This window comes from Sphingopyxis sp. (genome assembly GCF_035686825.1).
Classification (GTDB): Bacteria; Pseudomonadota; Alphaproteobacteria; order Sphingomonadales; family Sphingomonadaceae; genus Sphingopyxis.
Map to the genome: position 1 here is coordinate 357,341 of NZ_DASRYZ010000005.1, position 17,458 is coordinate 374,798.

Below are 17,458 nucleotides of genomic sequence, written 5' to 3' on the forward strand. Positions count from 1 at the left end.
TGATAAGCCTTCACATTCACAGCGGCACTCCGTCGTCTAGGCCGGAATAGGTGGCAGCGGCCGGAGCCTGCGGGGCATCCGCGGTGCGAAGCACTTGCCGCGCCACCGCGGAAATATCGATCTCGCCATGCGCGCCTTCGAGACGCGACCGCACAGCGCGAGCGCGCTGGCCGGACGCCTCGCGGAACATATGCTCTTCGACCTGGCGAAATCCTGCGAGCAGCCGGTCGGAGACGGTGCCCTCGGCCGCCTGTTGCAGGGCGTCAGCCGGAGCGCAACCGTCATTGAGGGCATCGACCGCGTTGCGAAGGAAGCTCGCCTCCATCGGCGAACTGGCCTGGGAGTGCATCGCGCGGAGATCGGCAACGGGGAGGTCGCGAAATAGGCCAGGTTCATCAGGGCCGATGATCAGGCTGGACACCCTGCTGAGGAAGCCTGGCGACAATTCGGCGCGGCAATCCCGCTCGGCAGCCGCATGCAGCGCGTCGGCAATCTCGCGGGTCGAGAAAGCCTCAACATAAGCGCATTTGGCCGCGAGCTTCCAACGTGGCGACATAGGCAGTGAACGATAGGGCCCATCACTCATGGCAGATCTCCTGCCACGCTAACTAATTAGTAGTCTGACATTGTCAATAATAATTTTGTCTAAAGCTGACATTTCTCGGATAGCGCCTTCCCCGAGCAGGCGCAGTCGGTCGCCCGCTGCCAACCCGCTGGTTGTCTCGGGGCCTCGGCTGACTTGTCGGTGCTCAGGCGGACTGCAGGTTCGGAAGCGACATTTCGAGTGCCTATTCGACGCTGACGAAAGTCCGCGAACCCGATGGCAAACTGATCACACCGGCTTCGCCGCCGTCGCGGGTAAGCGCAATGGCTGTGCGGATAACATCCTGCGTTGTGCAGGGTGTGTTGAATTTCGAGGAGAGCGACAGGTTTGCATTTTCCAGATGCAGCTGGACCGGGTATTTGTGCAACCCACAGCTGCCGATACAAACCGATTGAGCTGAGACTTCGAAATTTGCTGCGACTGCTAGCGCCGCGCCCTTGCAAATCCGCGATCGGTCGCGATGAATCGTTCGAGCATCGGCGGGATAAGCCGTTCGACAGGAAGCGGCTCGGACAGGCCATTTTCCTTCGCATGCGCCGCGGCATAGTCGGCGAGATCGCGCGCGAGCTTGCCCGTGAGTTCGACAGTAGCCTTGACCGGCTTCTCCTCGACGATCGGCCCAAGGCGCAGCCGGCTCATCGCCAATCCGCCTGCGGCTCGAGAATGAGGTCGCGGGTGACGATCACACGGAGCGCGAAACCCGGCCGGATGGTGAGCGTCGGACGCACCGCCAGTTCGCGCTCGACGATGCGGCGCCCGGCCTGGCTCGTGCTGTCCTGCATCCCGTAGCGCAGAGCCCGGGCGAGTTCGTCGTCGCCGCCGACGCTGAGCTCGCTCCCGACCCCGAGCAGGGTCGAGACGAGCGCGGCGCGGACCATCCGGCCCCAATGATTGTTCACCCGATCCTCCAGCCCCGACATGCCTGCGGCGTCGGCGCCGGGCTGCCGTTCGAGGCGGATCGATCGTCCGCCGGGCAAGATGAGGCGATCCCATGCGAGGAGCACCCGGCTCTGTCCCGCCGCGATCTCGCTGTCATATTCGCCGATCAACCGCGACCCTTGCGGGATGAGCAGGATACGCCCGGTCGGACTATCATAGATATTCTGCGTCACCTGCGCGCTGATCTGGCCCGGCAGGTCGGAGCGTATGCCCGTGATGAGCGCTGCCGGAATGACAGTCCCGGCCTGGACGACCAGCGCGGAACTCGGGGCGATCAGGCGCTCGCCACTTTCGAGGGGCCTTTTCGTCCCCGACGTCAGAAACTGACGCCGCCCCTCATTGGCCGTGCGAGGCTCCGCCGCCTGTTCGGGCGCGGCCGCCTCAGCAGACACAATATCTGTTGCTGCGGAACTTGAGGTTCCGCCCCCCAGAAAGAGCCGGCTCGTCTGGGCGCTCTCGCGCTCCTGCAGTGCCCGCTGCCGCGCCTGTTCGGCGGCCGCCACGCGCGGATCGGGAGGATTGCGCCCTTCCGCGCCGATCGGCGGGACGGGGATGGCTTCGCCGCTCCCCTGCGCCGCAACGATCGGCCGGCCAAGGTCGCCGGGGAGCGGCGGACCGAGCTTCGGCACGGCGCCATAATCGGCGGGTGCTCCGGTGACCGCGTCGGGCCGCGCATTGTTGCTCGGTTCATAGAGTTCCTGCCGCTCGGCCGGGGCCGGGGTGCGCAGTGCCCACATGAGCGATGCCGCGATCGCGATGCCGCCGGCCCCGCCGATAACCGCCAGCGTTTTCCGCGACAGACGCATGACCTGCGGCGTCTCACCCGCGAGGCGGAACGCATCGGGGCTCGCAGGGGCGATCGGGGCAACCTCGGCCTCGGCGGGCACAGCTTCTGTGCCCGGCTGTTCGGGCGCCGTCACGACCGGCCTCGCGGGTGCGGCGTTTCGCGTTCGATCCGCACGGCCTTGGCGCCGCGCCCGCTCCCGAGCCGGAGTTCGGCGCGATCGAAGAGCCGGTCGACGATCATGTAACGCCCGTCGACGCGGTAGTTGAGCAGCTCGGCCGCGCCTTTCTCGCCGACCGCGAACAGCGGGGGCATGTCCGCCGTCGCGATCGCAGCACCGAACTCGACGAAGAGCTGGCGCCCATCGTCGAAAACGCGCACCGGCCGCCAGGGGGCCTTCGCGCCGGAGATGCGATACGCAAAACTCAACGCCGCGAAATCGATCCCGCCTGCAACCGGAGCGAGCCGCGCCTGTTCGGTCTCGGCGGCGCGAAGCGCGATCAGTTCGTCCTGCGGATAGGACCAGGAGACCGCCGCCATATAGGTGGCGGGGGTCGCGCGCAGCTCGATGTGATAGGTCCGACGGCTGGTGTTGATGACCAGATTCGTCATGATGTCGGGTCGCGTGGGCTTCACCAAAATATGAACGCGGCGCGACGCGCCCGTCCCGCTCACCGTATCGCCGATGACCCAGCGCACGGTGTCGCCGGCCGCGACAGGCCCCGGACCGACAAGCTCCTCGCCTTCCTGCAATGCGATGTCGGTGACCTGTCCGGGGGCAGTGTAGACCTGGAACAGCGCGCCATCGGCCCAGGCATATTTCTGGATAGCGTTGAGGAAGGTCGCGCGCTCGGGCTGGACGCGCGCCGCGTCGTTCGCGCGGCCGACCTGCGTGCGCGGATCGGCGGGTGCCGCCTGCGCCGGCAGCGCGAGCGCGGCGGCGCCGATAAGAAGGGTAAGGCGGATCATTGGCTGAGCTCCTTCGACCAAGAAATAGCGGTGACAAAAACGCCGAGCGGGTTCCGGCGCAGGGCGTCGGGGGTGCGGGGCGGCTGGATCGACGTGGTCAGGATCGCCGACCAGCGCGACGTCTCGACGAGGCTGCCATCCTGATAGCGGCGCTCGGTCCAGGCGATGCGGAAGCTGTCGCGCGATGCGCGGATCACGCTCGACACGTCGATGGCGACCTGAATCTTGCCGACCTCGGCAAAGGGATCATTCGCGCGGGCGTGATCGCTCAGCGCCTGCGCGCCCTTGGGCGTGGTGAAGTCATAGGCGCTGAGCCAGTCCTTGCGAAGCACCACCGGATCGGCCGGGATCGAGCGGACATGCTCGATGAAGCGCGCGAGGTGGAACGCGATTTGCGGGTCGGTCGGCGAAAAGTCGGCATCGGCCGGCGCCACCGACCTGGCCTCGCCGAGCTTGTCGACCTCGACGACCCAAGGGGTGATCGTGCCGCGGAGCGACTGCCAGACGAGCGCCGAGGCGAGTCCGCCCGAAAGCGCAAGGCAGCCGAAGAAGGCGAGACGCCAGCTTTTCGCCTGGGTGCGGGCCGAGCCGATGCGGTCGTCCCAGACCTGCGCGGCGCGCTGGTAGGGCGTAACCGGGACCGGCGACTTGCCATAATGTTGGGACGGGCGTCGAAACATGGGTTCAATCCTTCTGGCTGATGTCGGGGGCGGAGCCGGCGCCATGGCTGTCGCCGGCCTTGAGGGTCTGCGAGGCGATGGTGGCGCCCGAGGTGACGGCCTGCCGCCGCTTCATGGCGGCCGCCCAGGTCGGGGGCGACGCCGCGCCGTCGCTGGCGGTGGCAGCGCCGGCCGCGGACTTGCCCGCCTGCCCCGCGGCATAGCTTTGACGCAGGCGTTCAGCCGCGGCGCGGAGAGGCGAACCCGCGCCGCGCGCCGTGTCACGCGCCACATTGGCGAGCCCCGCACCGAACGCCCGCATCCCGCTCTTCCCGGCCGCACCCCGGGCATAGGATGCCGAAGCGCTGCCGGACGCGCGCGAGGCTCCGAGCGCGGTGCGACCGACGGCACTGCTCGCCGCGCCCGCCGCCAGCGTCGCGCCGGCGGCCCCGGCAGCGATCGTCGCGCCGGCCGCGAGGGTGGTGCCGGCAGCGGCGCCTGCCCCGAGCTGCGGGCCGCCCGCCACGATGCCGTTGGCGACGCTCGGACCGAAGATGCCGAGACCCAGCAGGGTCAAGGCGCCGAGTGCGATCGCCATCACCTCGCGGATGTCGGGTTCGGTCCCGAGCCCCGCGTCCATGAAGCGCTGGAAGAGGGTCGTGCCGATGCCGGTGATGACCGCGAGCACGAGGAGCTTGATGCCCGAGGAGATGATATGGCCGAGGACGCGCTCGGCCATGAAAGCGGTGCGCCCAAAGAAGGCGAAGGGCAGCAGGACGAAGCCCGCGAGCGTCACCAATTTGAACTCCAGGATCGTGACGAAGACCTGCACCGCGAGAATGAAGAAGGCGATCACGACGATCACCCAGGCGATCAGCAGGATCAGGATCTGGACGAAGTTGGTGAAGAGCCCCACCGGGCCGACAAGATCGGCGGTCGCGTCGAGCAAGGGCTCGGCGGCATCGAGGCCGGTGGACGCGATCATGCCGGGGCGCATGAAATCGCCGATCGCCATCGTGCTTCCCGCCGCTTTCAGGCCCAGCCCGGCGAAGCTCTCGAGCAATATCGTGGCCAGCGCCTGGAAATTGCCGATGATGAAGGCGAAGACGCCAATATAGAGCGTCTTCTTCACAAGCCGCTGCAGCACGTCCTCGTCGGTGCCCCATGCCCAGAAGAGCGCCGCGATCGTTATATCGATCACGATCAGCGTCGAGGACAGGAACCCGACCTCGCCGCCGAGCAATCCGAACCCGCTGTCGATATAGGTCGAGAAGACCGACAGGAAATTATCGATAACGCCGGTGTCGTTCATGGCTTGCTCTTTTCGGTCCGGAAGAAATGGCGCCGCTTCGCTTCCCAGGCCGCCTCGCATTCGGGATCGGCCTCGGTGGCGGTTCGGCAGCGACGAAGCGTGTCACCATAATCAGGGGGTGCGTCCGCCCCGGAGATCGCAGGAGCGAACGCACGGGGCGCGGGCGGATCGAGCGCGGCGACAAGGGCGAGGGTCAGCGCAAGACCCAGGACGATTGCCCCCATAACCAGCCCGCCCGCCCGGCCCATCTCAATTGCCCTTGCGGAAGCGGCGGAAGCGCTCGCGGCCTTCGGCCTCGGCGGCCGCCGCGCGCGCGGCATCGAGCATCTCGGCGCGGCCCTGCGCACTCATGACGGCGGCGAGATCGGCGATCTGCTGCGACTGGATGGCGAGCAGCTGGTTGCCCGCCTGCGCGGCCTGCAGCGCGCCGGTTGCCGACTGGCTGGCGCCGACGATCGTCGAGATCGACGTGCGCGTTCCGCCCATATTCGTGACGATGCCGGCCTGCACCTTCATCGCATCCTCGAAGGCGCCGACGCTGTCCTTCCAGCGCGCCTCGGCATTGGCGACCATCTCGGCGGCAGAGCCCGTCAGCGCTCCGCCCTTGTAGCGCGCCTCGAACCCCTTCTGGATGTCCGACACGTTGAACGCGATGCCCTCGGCCTGCGCGAGGAGCTGGCGCGTCTGGTCGACCTGCGCCTCGAGCGTGCCCAGCGTCGATGTCGGCAGGCTGTTGAGGTTCTTCGCCTCGTTCATCAGCGAGGTCGCCTGATTCTGCAGCTGCTTGATCTGGTTGTTGATCTGCTCGAGCGTGCGCGCCGCGGTCAGGATATTCTGCGAATAGTTGCGCGGATCGTGGACGATGCCGCCGAGCTGCGCGCTCGCCGGGACGGCCAGCATCGCGCCCGACACGGGGAGCGACACAAGGGCCGCGGCAGCGACGGCGCGGACGATATAATTCTTCATCGGGGGGTCTCCTCATTGGGGGCGGCGATGGTGGGGAGCAGCTCGGCCGCCCATTCGAGCTTGCGGTGGGAAAGCCAGGCGGCCGCGAACCCTTCGGGGCCGTGCGCTGCGAACAGCTCGGCGATGCGCGTCTGGTCGGTCTTCGAGGATGCGGCGGTGAAGGCGAGCGCAACCTCGCCCAGCCCCAGGTCGAAGAGGCGATTGCCGCGCCGCGACTGGCAATAATAGTCGCGCTTAGGCGTCGCCCGGCTCAATATCTCGATCTGCCGGTCGTTGAGGCCGAAGCGCTCGTAGATGCGGGCAATCTGCGGCTCGAGCGCGCGCTCGTTCGGCAGGAATATGCGGGTCGGGCAGCTTTCGATGATCGCGGGTGCGATGCTAGAGGTTTCGATGTCGGCAAGGCTCTGCGTCGCGAAGACCACGCTCGCATTCTTCTTGCGGAGCGTCTTCAGCCATTCGCGCAGCTGCGCCGCGAAGGCCGGGCTGTCGAGCACGAGCCAGCCTTCGTCGATGATGATGAGCGTCGGCGAGCCGTCGAGCCGTCCGGCGATCCGGTGAAACAGATAGGACAGGACGGGTCCCGCCGACGCGGCGCCGACAAGGCCTTCGGTCTCGAAGGCCTGTACACGCGCGGCCCCGATGCGCTCCTCGTCGGCATCGAGCAGCCGCCCCCAAGGTCCGCCGACCAAATAGGGCGCGAGCGCCTGCTTGAGGTCGCGCGACTGGAGGAGCACCGCGAGCCCCGTCAGCGTGCGTTCGGCGACAGGCGCCGTCGCGAGCGAGGTCAGCGCCGACCAGAGATGCTCCTTCGCCGCCGGGTCGATTGTCATGCCTTCGCCCGCGAACAGCGCGGCGAGCCATTCGGCCGCCCAGCTCCGCTCGGACGCCTCGTCGATCCGGGCGAGCGGCTGCAACGCCACGCCGCCCTCCCCATCGTGGAGCGCCCCGCCCAGGTCCTGCCAGTCCCCGCCCATCGCGAGGGCCGCGGCGCGGATCGAGCCGCCGAAATCGAACGCGAAGATTTGCGAGCCCGGATAGCGGCGAAACTGCATGGCCATCGTCGCGAGCAGCACCGATTTGCCTGCCCCCGTCGGACCGACGACGAGGCAATGGCCCACGTCGCCGACATGGAGCGAAAGGCGGAACGGGGTCGAGCCTTCGGTCTTGCCATAGAGCAAGGGGGCGTCTCCGAAATGCTCGTCCCGTTCCGCCCCCGCCCACACGGCGGACAGGGGGATCATGTGGGCGAGGTTGAGGGTGGAAATCGGCGGCTGGCGAACATTGGCATAGGCGTGGCCGGGCAGGCTCCCGAGCCAGGCCTCGATCGCGTTCATGCCCTCGATCGTGCAGGTGAAGTCGCGCCCCTGGATGACCTTCTCGACCAGCCGGAGCTTCTCCGCGGCGAGGGCCGCGTCGCTGTCCCACACGGTTACGGTCGCGGTCACATAGGCGACGCCGGCATGATCTGCTCCAAGTTCCTGCAAGGCCATGTCGGCATCGGCGGCCTTGTTCGAGGCGTCGCTGTCGACGAGCGCCGATTGCTCGTTGGTCATCACCTCCTTGAGGATCGCCGCGATCGACTTGCGCTTGGCGAACCATTGCCGCCGGATTTTCGTCAGCAGTTTGGTCGCGACGGTCTTGTCGAGCATGATCGCGCGGGTCGACCAGCGATAGGCGAAGGCCAGCCGGTTGAGATCGTCGAGCAGGCCGGGCCAGGTCGCGGTCGGAAATCCCGTGATCGTCAGGGTCCGCAGATGCTGCTCGCCGAGCCGCGGCTCAAGCCCGCCGATGAGCGGCTGGTCCGTCAGCAGCGCGTCGAGATAGATGGGCGTCTCGGGGACCCGGACACGCTGCCGCTTCGTCGATACGGTTGAATGGAGATAGGTCAGCGTCTCGCCGTCATCGAGCCATTCGGCCTCGGGCATGAAGCCTTCGACGAGATGAAGGATACGGTTCGACCGGTCGATGAAGCTCGCGAGATGCTCCTTCGGATCGACCCCCGAGCGCTCCATCCCTTCATAAAGCCAGCCCTCCGCCCGCGAGGCATCCTCGGCCGGCGGCATCCACAGGAGGGTCAGATAATAGCGGCTCTCGAAATGCGCCCCTTCCTCCCGGAATTGCTCGCGGCGCTCCATGTCGACCAGACCGGATGCCGGATCGGGGAATGAGGATCCCGGATAATCGCGCGACGGCAGCCGCTGCGCCTCCACGAACAAGGCCCAGCCCGAGCCGAGGCGCCGGATCGCATTGTTGAGCCGGGCGGTGACCGCGACGAGCTCTGCGGGGGTGGCGCTGTCGAGATCGGGACCGCGGAAGGACGCGGTTCGCTGGAAGGAGCCATCCTTGTTCAGCACCGCGCCTTCGGCGACCAGCGCGACCCAGGGGAGATAATCGGCAAGGCAGGCCGACTTCGAGCGATATTCGGCGAGGTTCATCATGGCCGCATCCAGACAGGATATTTGAGGTGACGCTTGGCGACGTCGACGAATTGCGGGTCGCGGCGCGCCGCCCAGACCGAGAGCGCATGGCCGACGATCCAGAGGACGAGACCCGCGATCCAGAGGCGGAGACCAAGGCCGATCCCGGCCGCGAGCGTGCCATTGGCGATCGCGAGGGCGCGCGGCGCGCCGCCGAGCAGGATCGGCTCGGCGAGCGCGCGGTGCACGGGCGCGAAGAAACCGGTGACTTCGGCCGGAGCATCCATCAGACGACGGCTCCGCCGCCGAAGGAAAAGAAGGTCAGGAAGAAGCTCGACGCCGCGAAGGCGATCGACAGCCCGAACACGATCTGGACCATGCGGCGAAAGCCGCCCGACGTGTCGCCGAACGAGATGGTCAGACCGGTGATGATGATGATGATCAGCGAGATCACCTTCGCGACCGGCCCCTCGACGCTTTCGAGGATCGATTGCAGCGGCGCTTCCCATGGCATCGACGAGCCACCGGCCCGAGCCGGGAAGGCGGTAACGAGCGCGACATAAAGAGCGGTCGGGGCGAGCAGGAAGCGCGGTGCCTCCCGCCGGGCGGCGTGGGTCATGGTCAGTCTCCTTCGGGGGTAAAGAGGGGGGTGATGCGATAGTCGCCGGTCGACGCATCGAGACCGTTGACGCGGGCGAGTTCGGCAAGGCGCCGCCCGGCGCCGTCGCGCACGAGAACGGCAACGAGATCGATCGTTTCTGCGAGGAGGGCCCGCGGGACCGTGATCACGGCTTCCTGAATGAGCTGCTCCATGCGGCGGAGTGCGCCGATCGCGCTGCCCGCGTGGATCGTGCCGATGCCGCCGGGATGTCCGGTGCCCCACGCCTTCAGAAGATCGAGCGCCTCGGCACCGCGGACCTCGCCGATCGGGATGCGGTCCGGCCGAAGCCGAAGCGAGGAACGGACGAGATCGGACAGCGACGCGACCCCATCCTTGGTGCGCATCGCGACGAGGTTCGGAGCGGCACATTGGAGCTCGCGGGTGTCTTCGATCAGGACGACGCGTTCGCTGGTCTTGGCAACCTCGGCGAGCAGGGCATTGGTGAGCGTCGTCTTACCCGTCCCGGTTCCGCCGGCGACGAGGATATTGAGGCGCTCGGCGACCCCGGAGCGCAGCGCCTCGGCCGCCGGTGCGGACATGATGCCGGCTGCGACATAATCGCCGAGCGAGAAGACGGCGACCGCGGGCTTGCGGATTGCGAAGGTCGGCGCCGCGACCACGGGCGGCAACAGACCCTCGAAGCGCTCGCCGCTTTCGGGAAGCTCGGCCGACACGCGCGGCGACCCGGCATGGACCTCGGCGCCGACATGATGCGCCACGAGCCGGATGATGCGCTCGCCATCGGTGGCCGCGAGCAGGATACCGCTATCGGTGATCCCTGCGCCGAGGCGATCGACCCAGAGCCGACCGTCGGGGTTCAGCATGATTTCGATGACCGCGGGGTCGGCAAGCCACTCGGCAATTGCGCCGCCAAGCGCTGTCCGCAGCATGCGGGCACCACGCCCCTGCGCCTCGAAACGGACCGGCTCTGCGCCCATGATAGTCCCCGTTGGATGGTCCGGGCAAGGACGCCCGGCTCGACGGGGACGAGTAAGAGACGCAGAGATTCACTATTTTCAACAGAGATTTGCGCGCGTCGTACTGTGGGTAAGAAAGACAGGGAATGGCGTAGGCCGCGATGCGATCAGTTCCGATTCGGAAGCGATTAAATGAAGGTCGGCGGGTTGTGCCGAGCGCGATTTTGACAACAGTGTCAGGATGAGTGATTCGGGGTCGCAGCATTCGGACGAGTTCTTGAGGTGGACGCGCTTGACAGAAAAGCAGCGGGCCTGTCTCGATTTGCTGCTGGAACGAAAAACCTCGAAACAGATCGCCCGCGACCTCGACATATCGAAGCAGGCGGTGGATTTGCGGCTCACCACCGCACGCGACACGCTGGGCGCGGCCAACCGCGACGAGACCGCGATCATCTATGCGCGGCTCCGCCAGACCTATGATCGGATACCATGTGATCCGGTCATACTACCGCCAACCCCCGAACTGGTGCCATCCGATTTCCCGGACGGTGACCCCGCTAGCTTGCTGCATCTGAACGATAATTTGGCAAGTCGAGCCGGGTCTCGGAGCGAAGGCTCTCCGTTCAGGGATTTGCTGAGGCCGAACTATAGGCCTCAGGCCCGGGTCGTGATCGTCGTGAGCTTGCTCATCGCGGTCCTGCTCATGGTCATCGCAGGCCTGTCGATCGGTCAGACGCTGACCCGGCTCGCCTCGGCCTGATCCCATATCGTGTTGAACCATGGTCCGGGAGCGCAGCGCGCTTCTCCGGAGAGGAGAGTCTATGCAAAATTTGAACAGCGTTGCCGCGGAGCGGTTGCAGCGAGTGGTGCCTGCAGCCGAAGCGCAGATCGATGGCGCCCTCATCGCCGTTTCGTCGCTGATGGCGGAGGTCGTCACTGCCCGTCGAGATACGGCCGGCGTCCCTGCTGCCAAGGGACATGCGACGATCCGCCGCATCGCCGAAGCGCAACTGGCGCTGGTCGGGGTGAGCGGCGACATCCTTCGTGTTCATGGCGACCTTGCCGATATCGGCCGTGAAACGTCAGGCCTCGACCTTCACGAATGCCCCGCAGCTGCCGAAGCCGGCCCCGCAAAGCTTTCCCTGGTGAGCTGAGCGACATTGACGATGGGCCATCGGCATGGTGAATGAGCGCGATGCTGCGGATCGCAATCTTCGTGACATTGCTGCTGGTGGCTCTCGTCTACGCTCTCCGCAAGGGCGGCGGCCCGGAGAGAGCGGTGGCAGCCATTCTCCTGTTCATGCTGATTTCCGATCAGGCTCTACACCTGATTTTTGCGGTGAACTTTGTCACGGTCGATACGGGTCACTTGCTGATCGATCTGATAGCGGCGGCCGCGACGATGACCGTAGCGCTGACGGCCTATCGCTTCTGGCCCATGCTGGCGGCAGTGCTGCAATGTCTTCCGCTACTGGCTCACACGACCCGCGCGATCGACATGGAACTCCACCCAATAGCGTATCTGACGATGCAGGTCGCTGCATCCTGGCTTCTTCCGCCGCTCCTCGTGGCCGCAACCTGGCATCACCAAAAGCGATTGGCTCGAGCCGGCAGCGATCGGTCCTGGTACATTTCATTGCGACCATCGAGCCCGAACGCTGCGAAGCCTTAGCGGACCGGCTACTTGTCGCGTTTCATTCGATCAGCCGCATTTGGGCGCAGTCGCCAGAAGCGCTCGCTCGCGTCATTGGTGACGCGCCGCAGGTCGCAGAGGTCATTCTCGAGGCACATAAGCTCGCCACCGAGAGCCTTTCCGGCGATCTTCGAGGTATCAGCATCGATCCCTTCGACCGGAGGCTCCGCTCCTACCTCATCATGTCGATGGGCTCGCTCTCCGACGAACGGCTCCGTATCCTCTTCCTCGACGGTGGGCGCCATCTTCTCGCCGACGAGGTTTTGCAAAGCGGCACGCTTGCGCAGCTTGCCATCTACCCCCGAACGATCTTCCGGCGTGCGCTCGAACTCAATGCCGCCGGGCTAATCCTCGTCCACAACCATCCGAGCGGCGACCATCGCCCCAGCGTCGAGGACATCGAGGCGACGCGGAAGCTCGAAATGATCGGACGGTCGCTCAACGTCGAGATCATCGACCACATCGTTGTGACATCAACCCACTGCCATCACGTCATCAGCAACGACACTCTTGCGGGGACGCCGATTCCGTCAGCCTCCTTCACATTGCGAAGTCCGGGAGGTCCCGCCCGCATCGACCATGGGGACATTGCGCTGGCTAATGCGAAGGCCGCGATGCGCAGGCGCCTCCTCCGCCAACAACTGATCGGGGCCCCTGAACTCTTTGGCGATCCCGCATGGGAAATGCTGATCGATCTCTTCGTTCACGAATGCGAGCGAAAGCGCCTGTCCATCAGCGCGCTATGCGTCACGTCCTCGATCCCGATGAGCAGCGCGCTACGGCTGGCGCAGCGCCTCTGCGATGCCGGCATTACGCGCCGCGTACCCGATCCGATCGACGGGCGCCGGACTTTCATCCGGCTCGATCCGATCATCGCTCACCGGATGCGCGCCTATTTCGAAGCCGGTGCCGAATGAACGATGCCAAGGCCGGATCGTTAATGTTCGCGCGCGCTCCCCGAATGTTCGGCGGCCGCGCGCACCATTTGCGCCCAGCTCCCGATATAGGCAGCACGGTTCTTATATTGATCCCCGGACTCGGCCGTCATTAGCGCCACGCTGCCAAGCGTTTCGGCAAACTCATTGGTCGTGCAGACACCCTTTCGCTCCAGCACGCCGCCGAGCGCTGCCAATATTGAACCAACCGCAAAAAGTGCGTCTTCGTCCATGATAAGCTCCTTTTTATCCAGCAATTAGCGGATCGCAGAACTGGGATACTTGGATGTGGCATCTTTCCGGTCGGGGGGCAAAGCGCCAGCGGTAACCCAAAATTAGGAGCAGCGACGATGTCGCCATATAATGTGGCCAACGAATTTGACCGCGCGAAAGAGGAGGAAAGGTGCCCAAAACGCTCGCTGAGGAATCGCCCGATGGCCGCGTCTTTTTCGCGCCGGGCATTCTACGCCATTCGCCGTTCGCCAGCGACGTTGCCTATGTAATTGCTCTGTGGGCGCATATCGATGGCGATATTGCCTCGATCCTGAGCCGGATGCTGAAAAGCGACATTGCGGTCGGCACTGCAATGTATCTCTCGCTGGTCGGAGCCGGAGCACAGCGGGGCGCACTTGATGCGGCAGCGCACGAAGCGCTCCCCGAGTGGCAGCAACTGCTGTTCAAGGCGATCGGCTCGGTCGCAGAGGAGTCGCGCAAGACCCGCAATCATTTTGCCCATCGTATCTGGGGGCATTGCTCCGAACTCACGGAAGCGATCCTGCTCACCCACCCCAAGACCATCGTGAAGTACAACATCAGCCATCGCCAGCGCGTGGAGGAACTTCCCGACGGTCGCGGCGTGATCCGGCCTATGCCAATCGATGAAGAGAAGATCCTGATCTATCGGCGGCCTGATTTCGATGCGGCGATCGAGGAAGCGGAGCGAGCGCAGACGCTCTATCGGCTCTTTTACGCCATTATGTGCGATTCCGGCGAAGGGCCAAAGGCCCAGCTCCTCGCCGATCCCATTTTCAAGGCTCGCCTCGATCAGATTGCGACGGGCGCAAACGCCGAGGCGAAAGCCATTCTAGGGATCAAGGCCAAAGAGAAACGGAAGCACTGACTATGCGATACTGGAACACGGGGGACACGCCCACCAATTCGAACCTCAGCGCGCTCGAGAATCTTGCGCGGCCGTGGGCCGGGATCGACGCCGAGCACCTCCTCGATGTCATCCGCGGAGTGATCCGGATCGAGAAGATGCTGCCGAAGGCGGTGCGGGTGCATTTCAAGCTGCCGCATCTTTTCGTCGGCGCTGGCCCCTATGATTGGGACGCCGCGCGCCGGGATGAATATCATAGCGAACTCTGCGAGGCACTCAGTGCGGGCCTTGCCAATGTACAGGCCGACCCCACTCTCACGAAAGATGGTGGGGCCGATCTCAGCGACCGCCCTCCGACGCGGGGTGAAGAGCTTGAGTTCGCCTGCAGGGCCTGGAGCCGCAATCGGACGAGTAGCAATCTCGACGATCTGCGCATTGCATGCAGCGTGCAGGGGATGCAGAGCCGCTTCGACAAGCTGGAGCGCTGGCTGGGTCGAAAGCGTCCGGGCTCGTCGCCGCACTCGGTGGAGTATGAGGTCGAATGCGCGCTCGGTGACATCGATCGCTACGCCGATACCTATCACTCCATGGAAGCAAGCTACCGCTACGCCGAAAGACTACGCGAGCGCGAGCAGCTAGGCGAAGCGGACTGAACGAAGTTCGGCTTTCCAGGAAATGCGGCAAGATATCCCCAGACGCACCCCTGACTGTTGATAAAATTGCGATTCACCCTGTTGACAAGCGACTCGCCTGAGGGGCACTCCAGCCCGGAGGGCTTATCCCTCACGGTAACCCGCACGCGCATCTGTAACAGCGCGCCATTTTCGCGATGAATCCGTGAGGTTTGTGATGACCGACATGCCCCGTCTCCCGTTCGTAGGCGAGCGTCCGATGACTGACCGGGAGGCCGAACTCGCCCAGTTCATGGCGCTCGTGCAACAGGGCCGCCACAAAACGGCGGTGCTCCTCGAACTGTGCCGAACTCCTTTGGCCAAATATCTGGTTCTCACGATCATGCTGCTGGTGGCTGCTCTGTGCGGTGTCCCCGCCGAGGCCATCAGCTTTCTCTTAAAACTGCGAGCTGGATGAGCCGGTTAAAGACTTCAATTGGAACCGCCGACATCACGCATCAGCTCCGCGGCGAGCTTTGGTCCAACTTCCATCCTACGTGAAAGGGCATCGACGAAAGCCTCCCAGCGCCGCTTCCCGCTGGCCTGCGCGGCCGGCAAAGCATCATCGGGCAAAGGCGCCGTGCTCGTGAGCCAGTGCCGGACGAACAGGGCCATCGCTTCTCCCGACATTTCCCCATGCCATTCGATGCGGTCGAGCTGGCGGCCGATGCGGTCGAGGCGCCGGGTCAACAGCGCCTCGATCCGCTCCTCCTGATCTGGCGAGAGAAAGGAGCGCAGCGCAGCCTCCAGCACTTCGGTCCGCGTCAGGCCGCGTCGGCGGGCAAGGTCTGTCAGGTCGCGCGACAGGCCGGTTTCGATCCGGAAGGTCTGTTTGACATGCGATCGGATCACAGCTGGACCCCGTCGTCAGGATCGAGCGCCGCTGCCCGGGCGCCCCGCGCCATCTGCCGATCGGCCGCGGCGCGGAGCCGCGCCGCATCGGCCTGAGCTCCATCTTCGCTGAAATCGAACTCGCCGTTGACGCTGCGCGGCGGCGGCGGCGCGATATCCTCATGGACGGGAAGTTCGGGTTCCTGCCGAATGCCGCCATTGGCCGCGTCATCGTCCTCTGCCGCCTTCGCTTTCGTCTCCATCGGCTGCTGTACCCGGTCGGCCATCCAGTCGTGGGCGGCGGGAAGACCGCGACCGGGTGCGGGCGGCGGAATGACGCGGCCGGCCAAGCGCCGGTCGCTATAGTATCGCGCCTTCTTGGCCCTGATCGGTGCGAGGCCGGCGGCCATCACGATCTCGTCGTCCGGGGGGAGCTGCATGACTTCGCCGGGGGTGAGAAGCGGCCGGGCGGTTTCGGTGCGCGACACCATCAAATGGCCGAGCCAGGGCGAGAGCCGATGGCCGGCATAATTCTTCATCGCGCGTTGCTCGGTCGCAGTGCCAAGCGCATCGGAAATCCGTTTGGCGGTGCGCTCATCGTTCGTCGCGAAACTGACCCGGACGTGGCAATTGTCGAGGATCGCATTGCTCTGGCCATAGGCCTTCTCGATCTGGTTGAGCGACTGAGCGATCAGAAAGGCCTTGATGCCATAGCCCGCCATGAAGGCGAGCGCGCTTTCGAAGAAATCGAGACGTCCGAGCGCGGGAAACTCGTCGAGCATGAACAGCAGCCGTTGCGACCGTGCCTTGGGATTCAGCTCCTCGGTCAGTCGCCGCCCGATCTGGTTGAGGATCAGGCGCATGAGCGGCTTGGTCCGGCTGATATCGCCGGGCGGCACCACGAGGTAGAGCGAGACCGGGCGCTCGCTTCCGATCAGGTCCGCGATGCGCCACTCGGAATGTCCCGTGACCTTGGCGATCACCGGGTCGCGATAAAGGCCGAGGAAGGACATGGCGGTCGACAGCACGCCGGACCGCTCATTCTCGCTCTTGTTGAGCAGCTCCTGCGCCGCCGCGGCGACGACCGGGTGGACGCGATCTCCCAAATGGCGGGTGGTCTTCATCCGGTGGAGCGTCGCCTCGATCTTGCGCTCGGGGTTCGACAAAAAGGCCGCGACACCGGCGAGGCTCTTTTCCTCCTCGGCGTAGAGAACATGGAGGATCGCGCCGACGAGCAGGGCGTGGCTGGTCTTCTCCCAGTGGTTTCGACGCTCGAGGCTTCCTTCGGGATCGACCAGCACGTCGGCGACATTCTGCACGTCGCGCACTTCCCACGCGCCGCGCCGGACTTCGAGGAGCGGATTATAGGCGGCCGATGCGGGGTTCGTCGGATCGAAGAGCAGCACCCGGCCATGCTTTGCGCGAAAGCCCGCGGTGAGCTGCCAATTCTCGCCCTTGATGTCATGGACGATGCAGCTCCCCGGCCAGGTGAGCAGGGTCGGCACCACAAGGCCGACGCCCTTTCCGGATCGGGTCGGCGCGAAGCAGAGGACATGTTCGGCGCCATCGTGACGCAGATATGTTCCGGCCATGCACCCGAGAATGACGCCATCGGGGCCGAGCATGTTGGCAGCCCGTATCTCACGCTCCTGCGCCCAGCGTGCCGATCCATAGGTCTCGGCCCGCCGGCGCTCGCGCGCACGCCACACCGACATGCTGATCGCGACGACAACCGACAGCAGCCCGCCCGACGCGGCGATCGCGGCACCGCGGTAGAAGATTGGCGGCGCATAGGCGTCGAAGGCAAACCACCACCAGAAGAAGGCGGGAGGGGGATAGACGGGATAGTCGCCGATGCGGAACCAGGGGGCACCGAGCGCCGCCTGAAATCCGAGCGCCTCCGCCGTCGATTGGGTCGCGGTCCAGACCGCCGCGAGGACGATCAGCAGCACCGCGAAGATCTGGCCCCATAAAATCCTGTCGCTCATCGTTCATCCTTTC

General features: G+C 65.4%; 21 protein-coding genes. 6 read left to right on the forward strand and 15 right to left on the reverse strand.

What is annotated here, in order from left to right:
- Positions 1-16: 16 nt before the first annotated feature.
- The 12 genes from VFG17_RS12705 to trbB form a co-directional block, all read right to left on the reverse strand.
- Positions 17-586 carry a hypothetical protein gene (locus tag VFG17_RS12705; protein WP_058455242.1) on the reverse strand — a complete coding sequence of 190 codons (570 nt, stop codon included), beginning with the start codon at positions 584-586 and terminating at the stop codon, positions 17-19.
- A 441-nt stretch (positions 587-1,027) separates the two neighbouring features.
- A complete protein-coding gene (locus tag VFG17_RS12710; RefSeq protein ID WP_325029839.1) occupies positions 1,028-1,243 on the reverse strand; it encodes a DUF2274 domain-containing protein in 216 nt (71 codons plus the stop codon).
- Positions 1,240-2,463, reverse strand: coding sequence for a TrbI/VirB10 family protein (locus tag VFG17_RS12715; RefSeq protein ID WP_325029840.1), 1,224 nt, complete (start codon positions 2,461-2,463; stop codon positions 1,240-1,242). Before VFG17_RS12715 ends, VFG17_RS12710 begins: the two co-directional genes overlap by 4 nt.
- On the reverse strand, positions 2,460-3,296 hold the full coding sequence (gene trbG, locus VFG17_RS12720) for a P-type conjugative transfer protein TrbG (RefSeq protein WP_325029841.1): 837 nt from the start codon (positions 3,294-3,296) through the stop codon (positions 2,460-2,462). Before trbG ends, VFG17_RS12715 begins: the two co-directional genes overlap by 4 nt.
- Positions 3,293-3,976, reverse strand: a complete 684-nt coding sequence (gene trbF / locus VFG17_RS12725) for a conjugal transfer protein TrbF (RefSeq protein WP_325029842.1) — start codon at positions 3,974-3,976, stop codon at positions 3,293-3,295. The genes trbG and trbF overlap by 4 nt, the downstream gene beginning before the upstream one ends.
- A gap of 4 nt (positions 3,977-3,980) precedes the next feature.
- Positions 3,981-5,267, reverse strand: coding sequence for a P-type conjugative transfer protein TrbL (gene trbL / locus VFG17_RS12730; RefSeq protein ID WP_325029843.1), 1,287 nt, complete (start codon positions 5,265-5,267; stop codon positions 3,981-3,983).
- Positions 5,264-5,515, reverse strand: a complete 252-nt coding sequence (gene trbK-alt, locus VFG17_RS12735; RefSeq protein ID WP_293701763.1) for a putative entry exclusion protein TrbK-alt — start codon at positions 5,513-5,515, stop codon at positions 5,264-5,266. The genes trbL and trbK-alt overlap by 4 nt, the downstream gene beginning before the upstream one ends.
- Position 5,516: 1 nt before the next feature.
- A complete protein-coding gene (gene trbJ / locus VFG17_RS12740) occupies positions 5,517-6,233 on the reverse strand; it encodes a P-type conjugative transfer protein TrbJ (RefSeq protein ID WP_325029844.1) in 717 nt (238 codons plus the stop codon).
- Entirely contained in the window at positions 6,230-8,671 is a 2,442-nt protein-coding gene (gene trbE / locus VFG17_RS12745) for a conjugal transfer protein TrbE (protein WP_325029845.1), read from the reverse strand. The genes trbJ and trbE overlap by 4 nt, the downstream gene beginning before the upstream one ends.
- Positions 8,668-8,937, reverse strand: a complete 270-nt coding sequence (locus VFG17_RS12750; protein WP_037553365.1) for a VirB3 family type IV secretion system protein — start codon at positions 8,935-8,937, stop codon at positions 8,668-8,670. The genes trbE and VFG17_RS12750 overlap by 4 nt, the downstream gene beginning before the upstream one ends.
- A complete protein-coding gene (locus VFG17_RS12755) occupies positions 8,937-9,269 on the reverse strand; it encodes a TrbC/VirB2 family protein (protein WP_325029846.1) in 333 nt (110 codons plus the stop codon). Before VFG17_RS12755 ends, VFG17_RS12750 begins: the two co-directional genes overlap by 1 nt.
- 2 nt (positions 9,270-9,271) lie before the next feature.
- On the reverse strand, positions 9,272-10,249 hold the full coding sequence (trbB, locus tag VFG17_RS12760; protein ID WP_325029847.1) for a P-type conjugative transfer ATPase TrbB: 978 nt from the start codon (positions 10,247-10,249) through the stop codon (positions 9,272-9,274).
- Positions 10,250-10,520: 271 nt separating this feature from the next.
- Here trbB and VFG17_RS12765 point away from each other — a divergent pair, with 271 nt between their 5' ends.
- The 3 genes from VFG17_RS12765 to VFG17_RS12775 all read left to right on the forward strand — a co-directional run bounded on the left by VFG17_RS12765 (position 10,521) and on the right by VFG17_RS12775 (position 12,838).
- Positions 10,521-10,988 carry a LuxR C-terminal-related transcriptional regulator gene (locus VFG17_RS12765; RefSeq protein ID WP_255265934.1) on the forward strand — a complete coding sequence of 156 codons (468 nt, stop codon included), beginning with the start codon at positions 10,521-10,523 and terminating at the stop codon, positions 10,986-10,988.
- Between the two features lie 61 nt (positions 10,989-11,049).
- Positions 11,050-11,382, forward strand: coding sequence for a hypothetical protein (locus VFG17_RS12770; protein WP_062767745.1), 333 nt, complete (start codon positions 11,050-11,052; stop codon positions 11,380-11,382).
- Between the two features lie 25 nt (positions 11,383-11,407).
- Positions 11,408-12,838: a JAB domain-containing protein gene (locus VFG17_RS12775; RefSeq protein WP_325029848.1), complete on the forward strand. Its 1,431-nt coding sequence runs from the start codon at positions 11,408-11,410 to the stop codon at positions 12,836-12,838.
- Between the two features lie 20 nt (positions 12,839-12,858).
- Here the strand turns inward: VFG17_RS12775 and VFG17_RS12780 are convergent, their stop codons facing one another.
- Positions 12,859-13,089: a hypothetical protein gene (locus VFG17_RS12780; protein WP_062767742.1), complete on the reverse strand. Its 231-nt coding sequence runs from the start codon at positions 13,087-13,089 to the stop codon at positions 12,859-12,861.
- A gap of 170 nt (positions 13,090-13,259) precedes the next feature.
- Between VFG17_RS12780 and VFG17_RS12785 the strand changes: the two genes are divergently transcribed.
- From VFG17_RS12785 to VFG17_RS12795, 3 genes are all read left to right on the forward strand, one after another.
- Positions 13,260-13,976: a hypothetical protein gene (locus VFG17_RS12785; RefSeq protein ID WP_325029849.1), complete on the forward strand. Its 717-nt coding sequence runs from the start codon at positions 13,260-13,262 to the stop codon at positions 13,974-13,976.
- A gap of 2 nt (positions 13,977-13,978) precedes the next feature.
- Positions 13,979-14,608: a hypothetical protein gene (locus tag VFG17_RS12790; RefSeq protein ID WP_062767740.1), complete on the forward strand. Its 630-nt coding sequence runs from the start codon at positions 13,979-13,981 to the stop codon at positions 14,606-14,608.
- Between the two features lie 196 nt (positions 14,609-14,804).
- Complete coding sequence (locus tag VFG17_RS12795) at positions 14,805-15,044, forward strand: hypothetical protein (protein WP_325029850.1); 240 nt, start codon at positions 14,805-14,807, stop codon at positions 15,042-15,044.
- 14 nt (positions 15,045-15,058) lie between these two features.
- Here the strand turns inward: VFG17_RS12795 and VFG17_RS12800 are convergent, their stop codons facing one another.
- Together VFG17_RS12800 and VFG17_RS12805 are read right to left on the reverse strand one after the other, a co-directional pair.
- Positions 15,059-15,478 carry a hypothetical protein gene (locus tag VFG17_RS12800; RefSeq protein ID WP_037553350.1) on the reverse strand — a complete coding sequence of 140 codons (420 nt, stop codon included), beginning with the start codon at positions 15,476-15,478 and terminating at the stop codon, positions 15,059-15,061.
- Entirely contained in the window at positions 15,475-17,445 is a 1,971-nt protein-coding gene (locus VFG17_RS12805) for a conjugal transfer protein TraG (RefSeq protein WP_325029851.1), read from the reverse strand. The genes VFG17_RS12800 and VFG17_RS12805 overlap by 4 nt, the downstream gene beginning before the upstream one ends.
- Positions 17,446-17,458 lie beyond the last annotated feature (13 nt).

Bases quoted from the DNA above. Each gene is read 5' to 3' on its own strand.
- VFG17_RS12705 (WP_058455242.1), bottom strand. From the start codon at position 586: ATGAGTGATGGGCCCTATCGTTCACTGCCTATGTCGCCACGTTGGAAG.
- VFG17_RS12710 (WP_325029839.1), bottom strand. From the start codon at position 1,243: ATGAGCCGGCTGCGCCTTGGGCCGATCGTCGAGGAGAAGCCGGTCAAG.
- trbG (WP_325029841.1), bottom strand. From the start codon at position 3,296: ATGATCCGCCTTACCCTTCTTATCGGCGCCGCCGCGCTCGCGCTGCCG.
- trbF (WP_325029842.1), bottom strand. From the start codon at position 3,976: ATGTTTCGACGCCCGTCCCAACATTATGGCAAGTCGCCGGTCCCGGTT.
- trbL (WP_325029843.1), bottom strand. From the start codon at position 5,267: ATGAACGACACCGGCGTTATCGATAATTTCCTGTCGGTCTTCTCGACC.
- trbK-alt (WP_293701763.1), bottom strand. From the start codon at position 5,515: ATGGGCCGGGCGGGCGGGCTGGTTATGGGGGCAATCGTCCTGGGTCTT.
- trbJ (WP_325029844.1), bottom strand. From the start codon at position 6,233: ATGAAGAATTATATCGTCCGCGCCGTCGCTGCCGCGGCCCTTGTGTCG.
- trbE (WP_325029845.1), bottom strand. From the start codon at position 8,671: ATGATGAACCTCGCCGAATATCGCTCGAAGTCGGCCTGCCTTGCCGAT.
- VFG17_RS12750 (WP_037553365.1), bottom strand. From the start codon at position 8,937: ATGGATGCTCCGGCCGAAGTCACCGGTTTCTTCGCGCCCGTGCACCGC.
- VFG17_RS12755 (WP_325029846.1), bottom strand. From the start codon at position 9,269: ATGACCCACGCCGCCCGGCGGGAGGCACCGCGCTTCCTGCTCGCCCCG.
- trbB (WP_325029847.1), bottom strand. From the start codon at position 10,249: ATGGGCGCAGAGCCGGTCCGTTTCGAGGCGCAGGGGCGTGGTGCCCGC.
- VFG17_RS12770 (WP_062767745.1), top strand. From the start codon at position 11,050: ATGCAAAATTTGAACAGCGTTGCCGCGGAGCGGTTGCAGCGAGTGGTG.
- VFG17_RS12775 (WP_325029848.1), top strand. From the start codon at position 11,408: ATGGTGAATGAGCGCGATGCTGCGGATCGCAATCTTCGTGACATTGCT.
- VFG17_RS12780 (WP_062767742.1), bottom strand. From the start codon at position 13,089: ATGGACGAAGACGCACTTTTTGCGGTTGGTTCAATATTGGCAGCGCTC.
- VFG17_RS12790 (WP_062767740.1), top strand. From the start codon at position 13,979: ATGCGATACTGGAACACGGGGGACACGCCCACCAATTCGAACCTCAGC.
- VFG17_RS12795 (WP_325029850.1), top strand. From the start codon at position 14,805: ATGACCGACATGCCCCGTCTCCCGTTCGTAGGCGAGCGTCCGATGACT.
- VFG17_RS12805 (WP_325029851.1), bottom strand. From the start codon at position 17,445: ATGAGCGACAGGATTTTATGGGGCCAGATCTTCGCGGTGCTGCTGATC.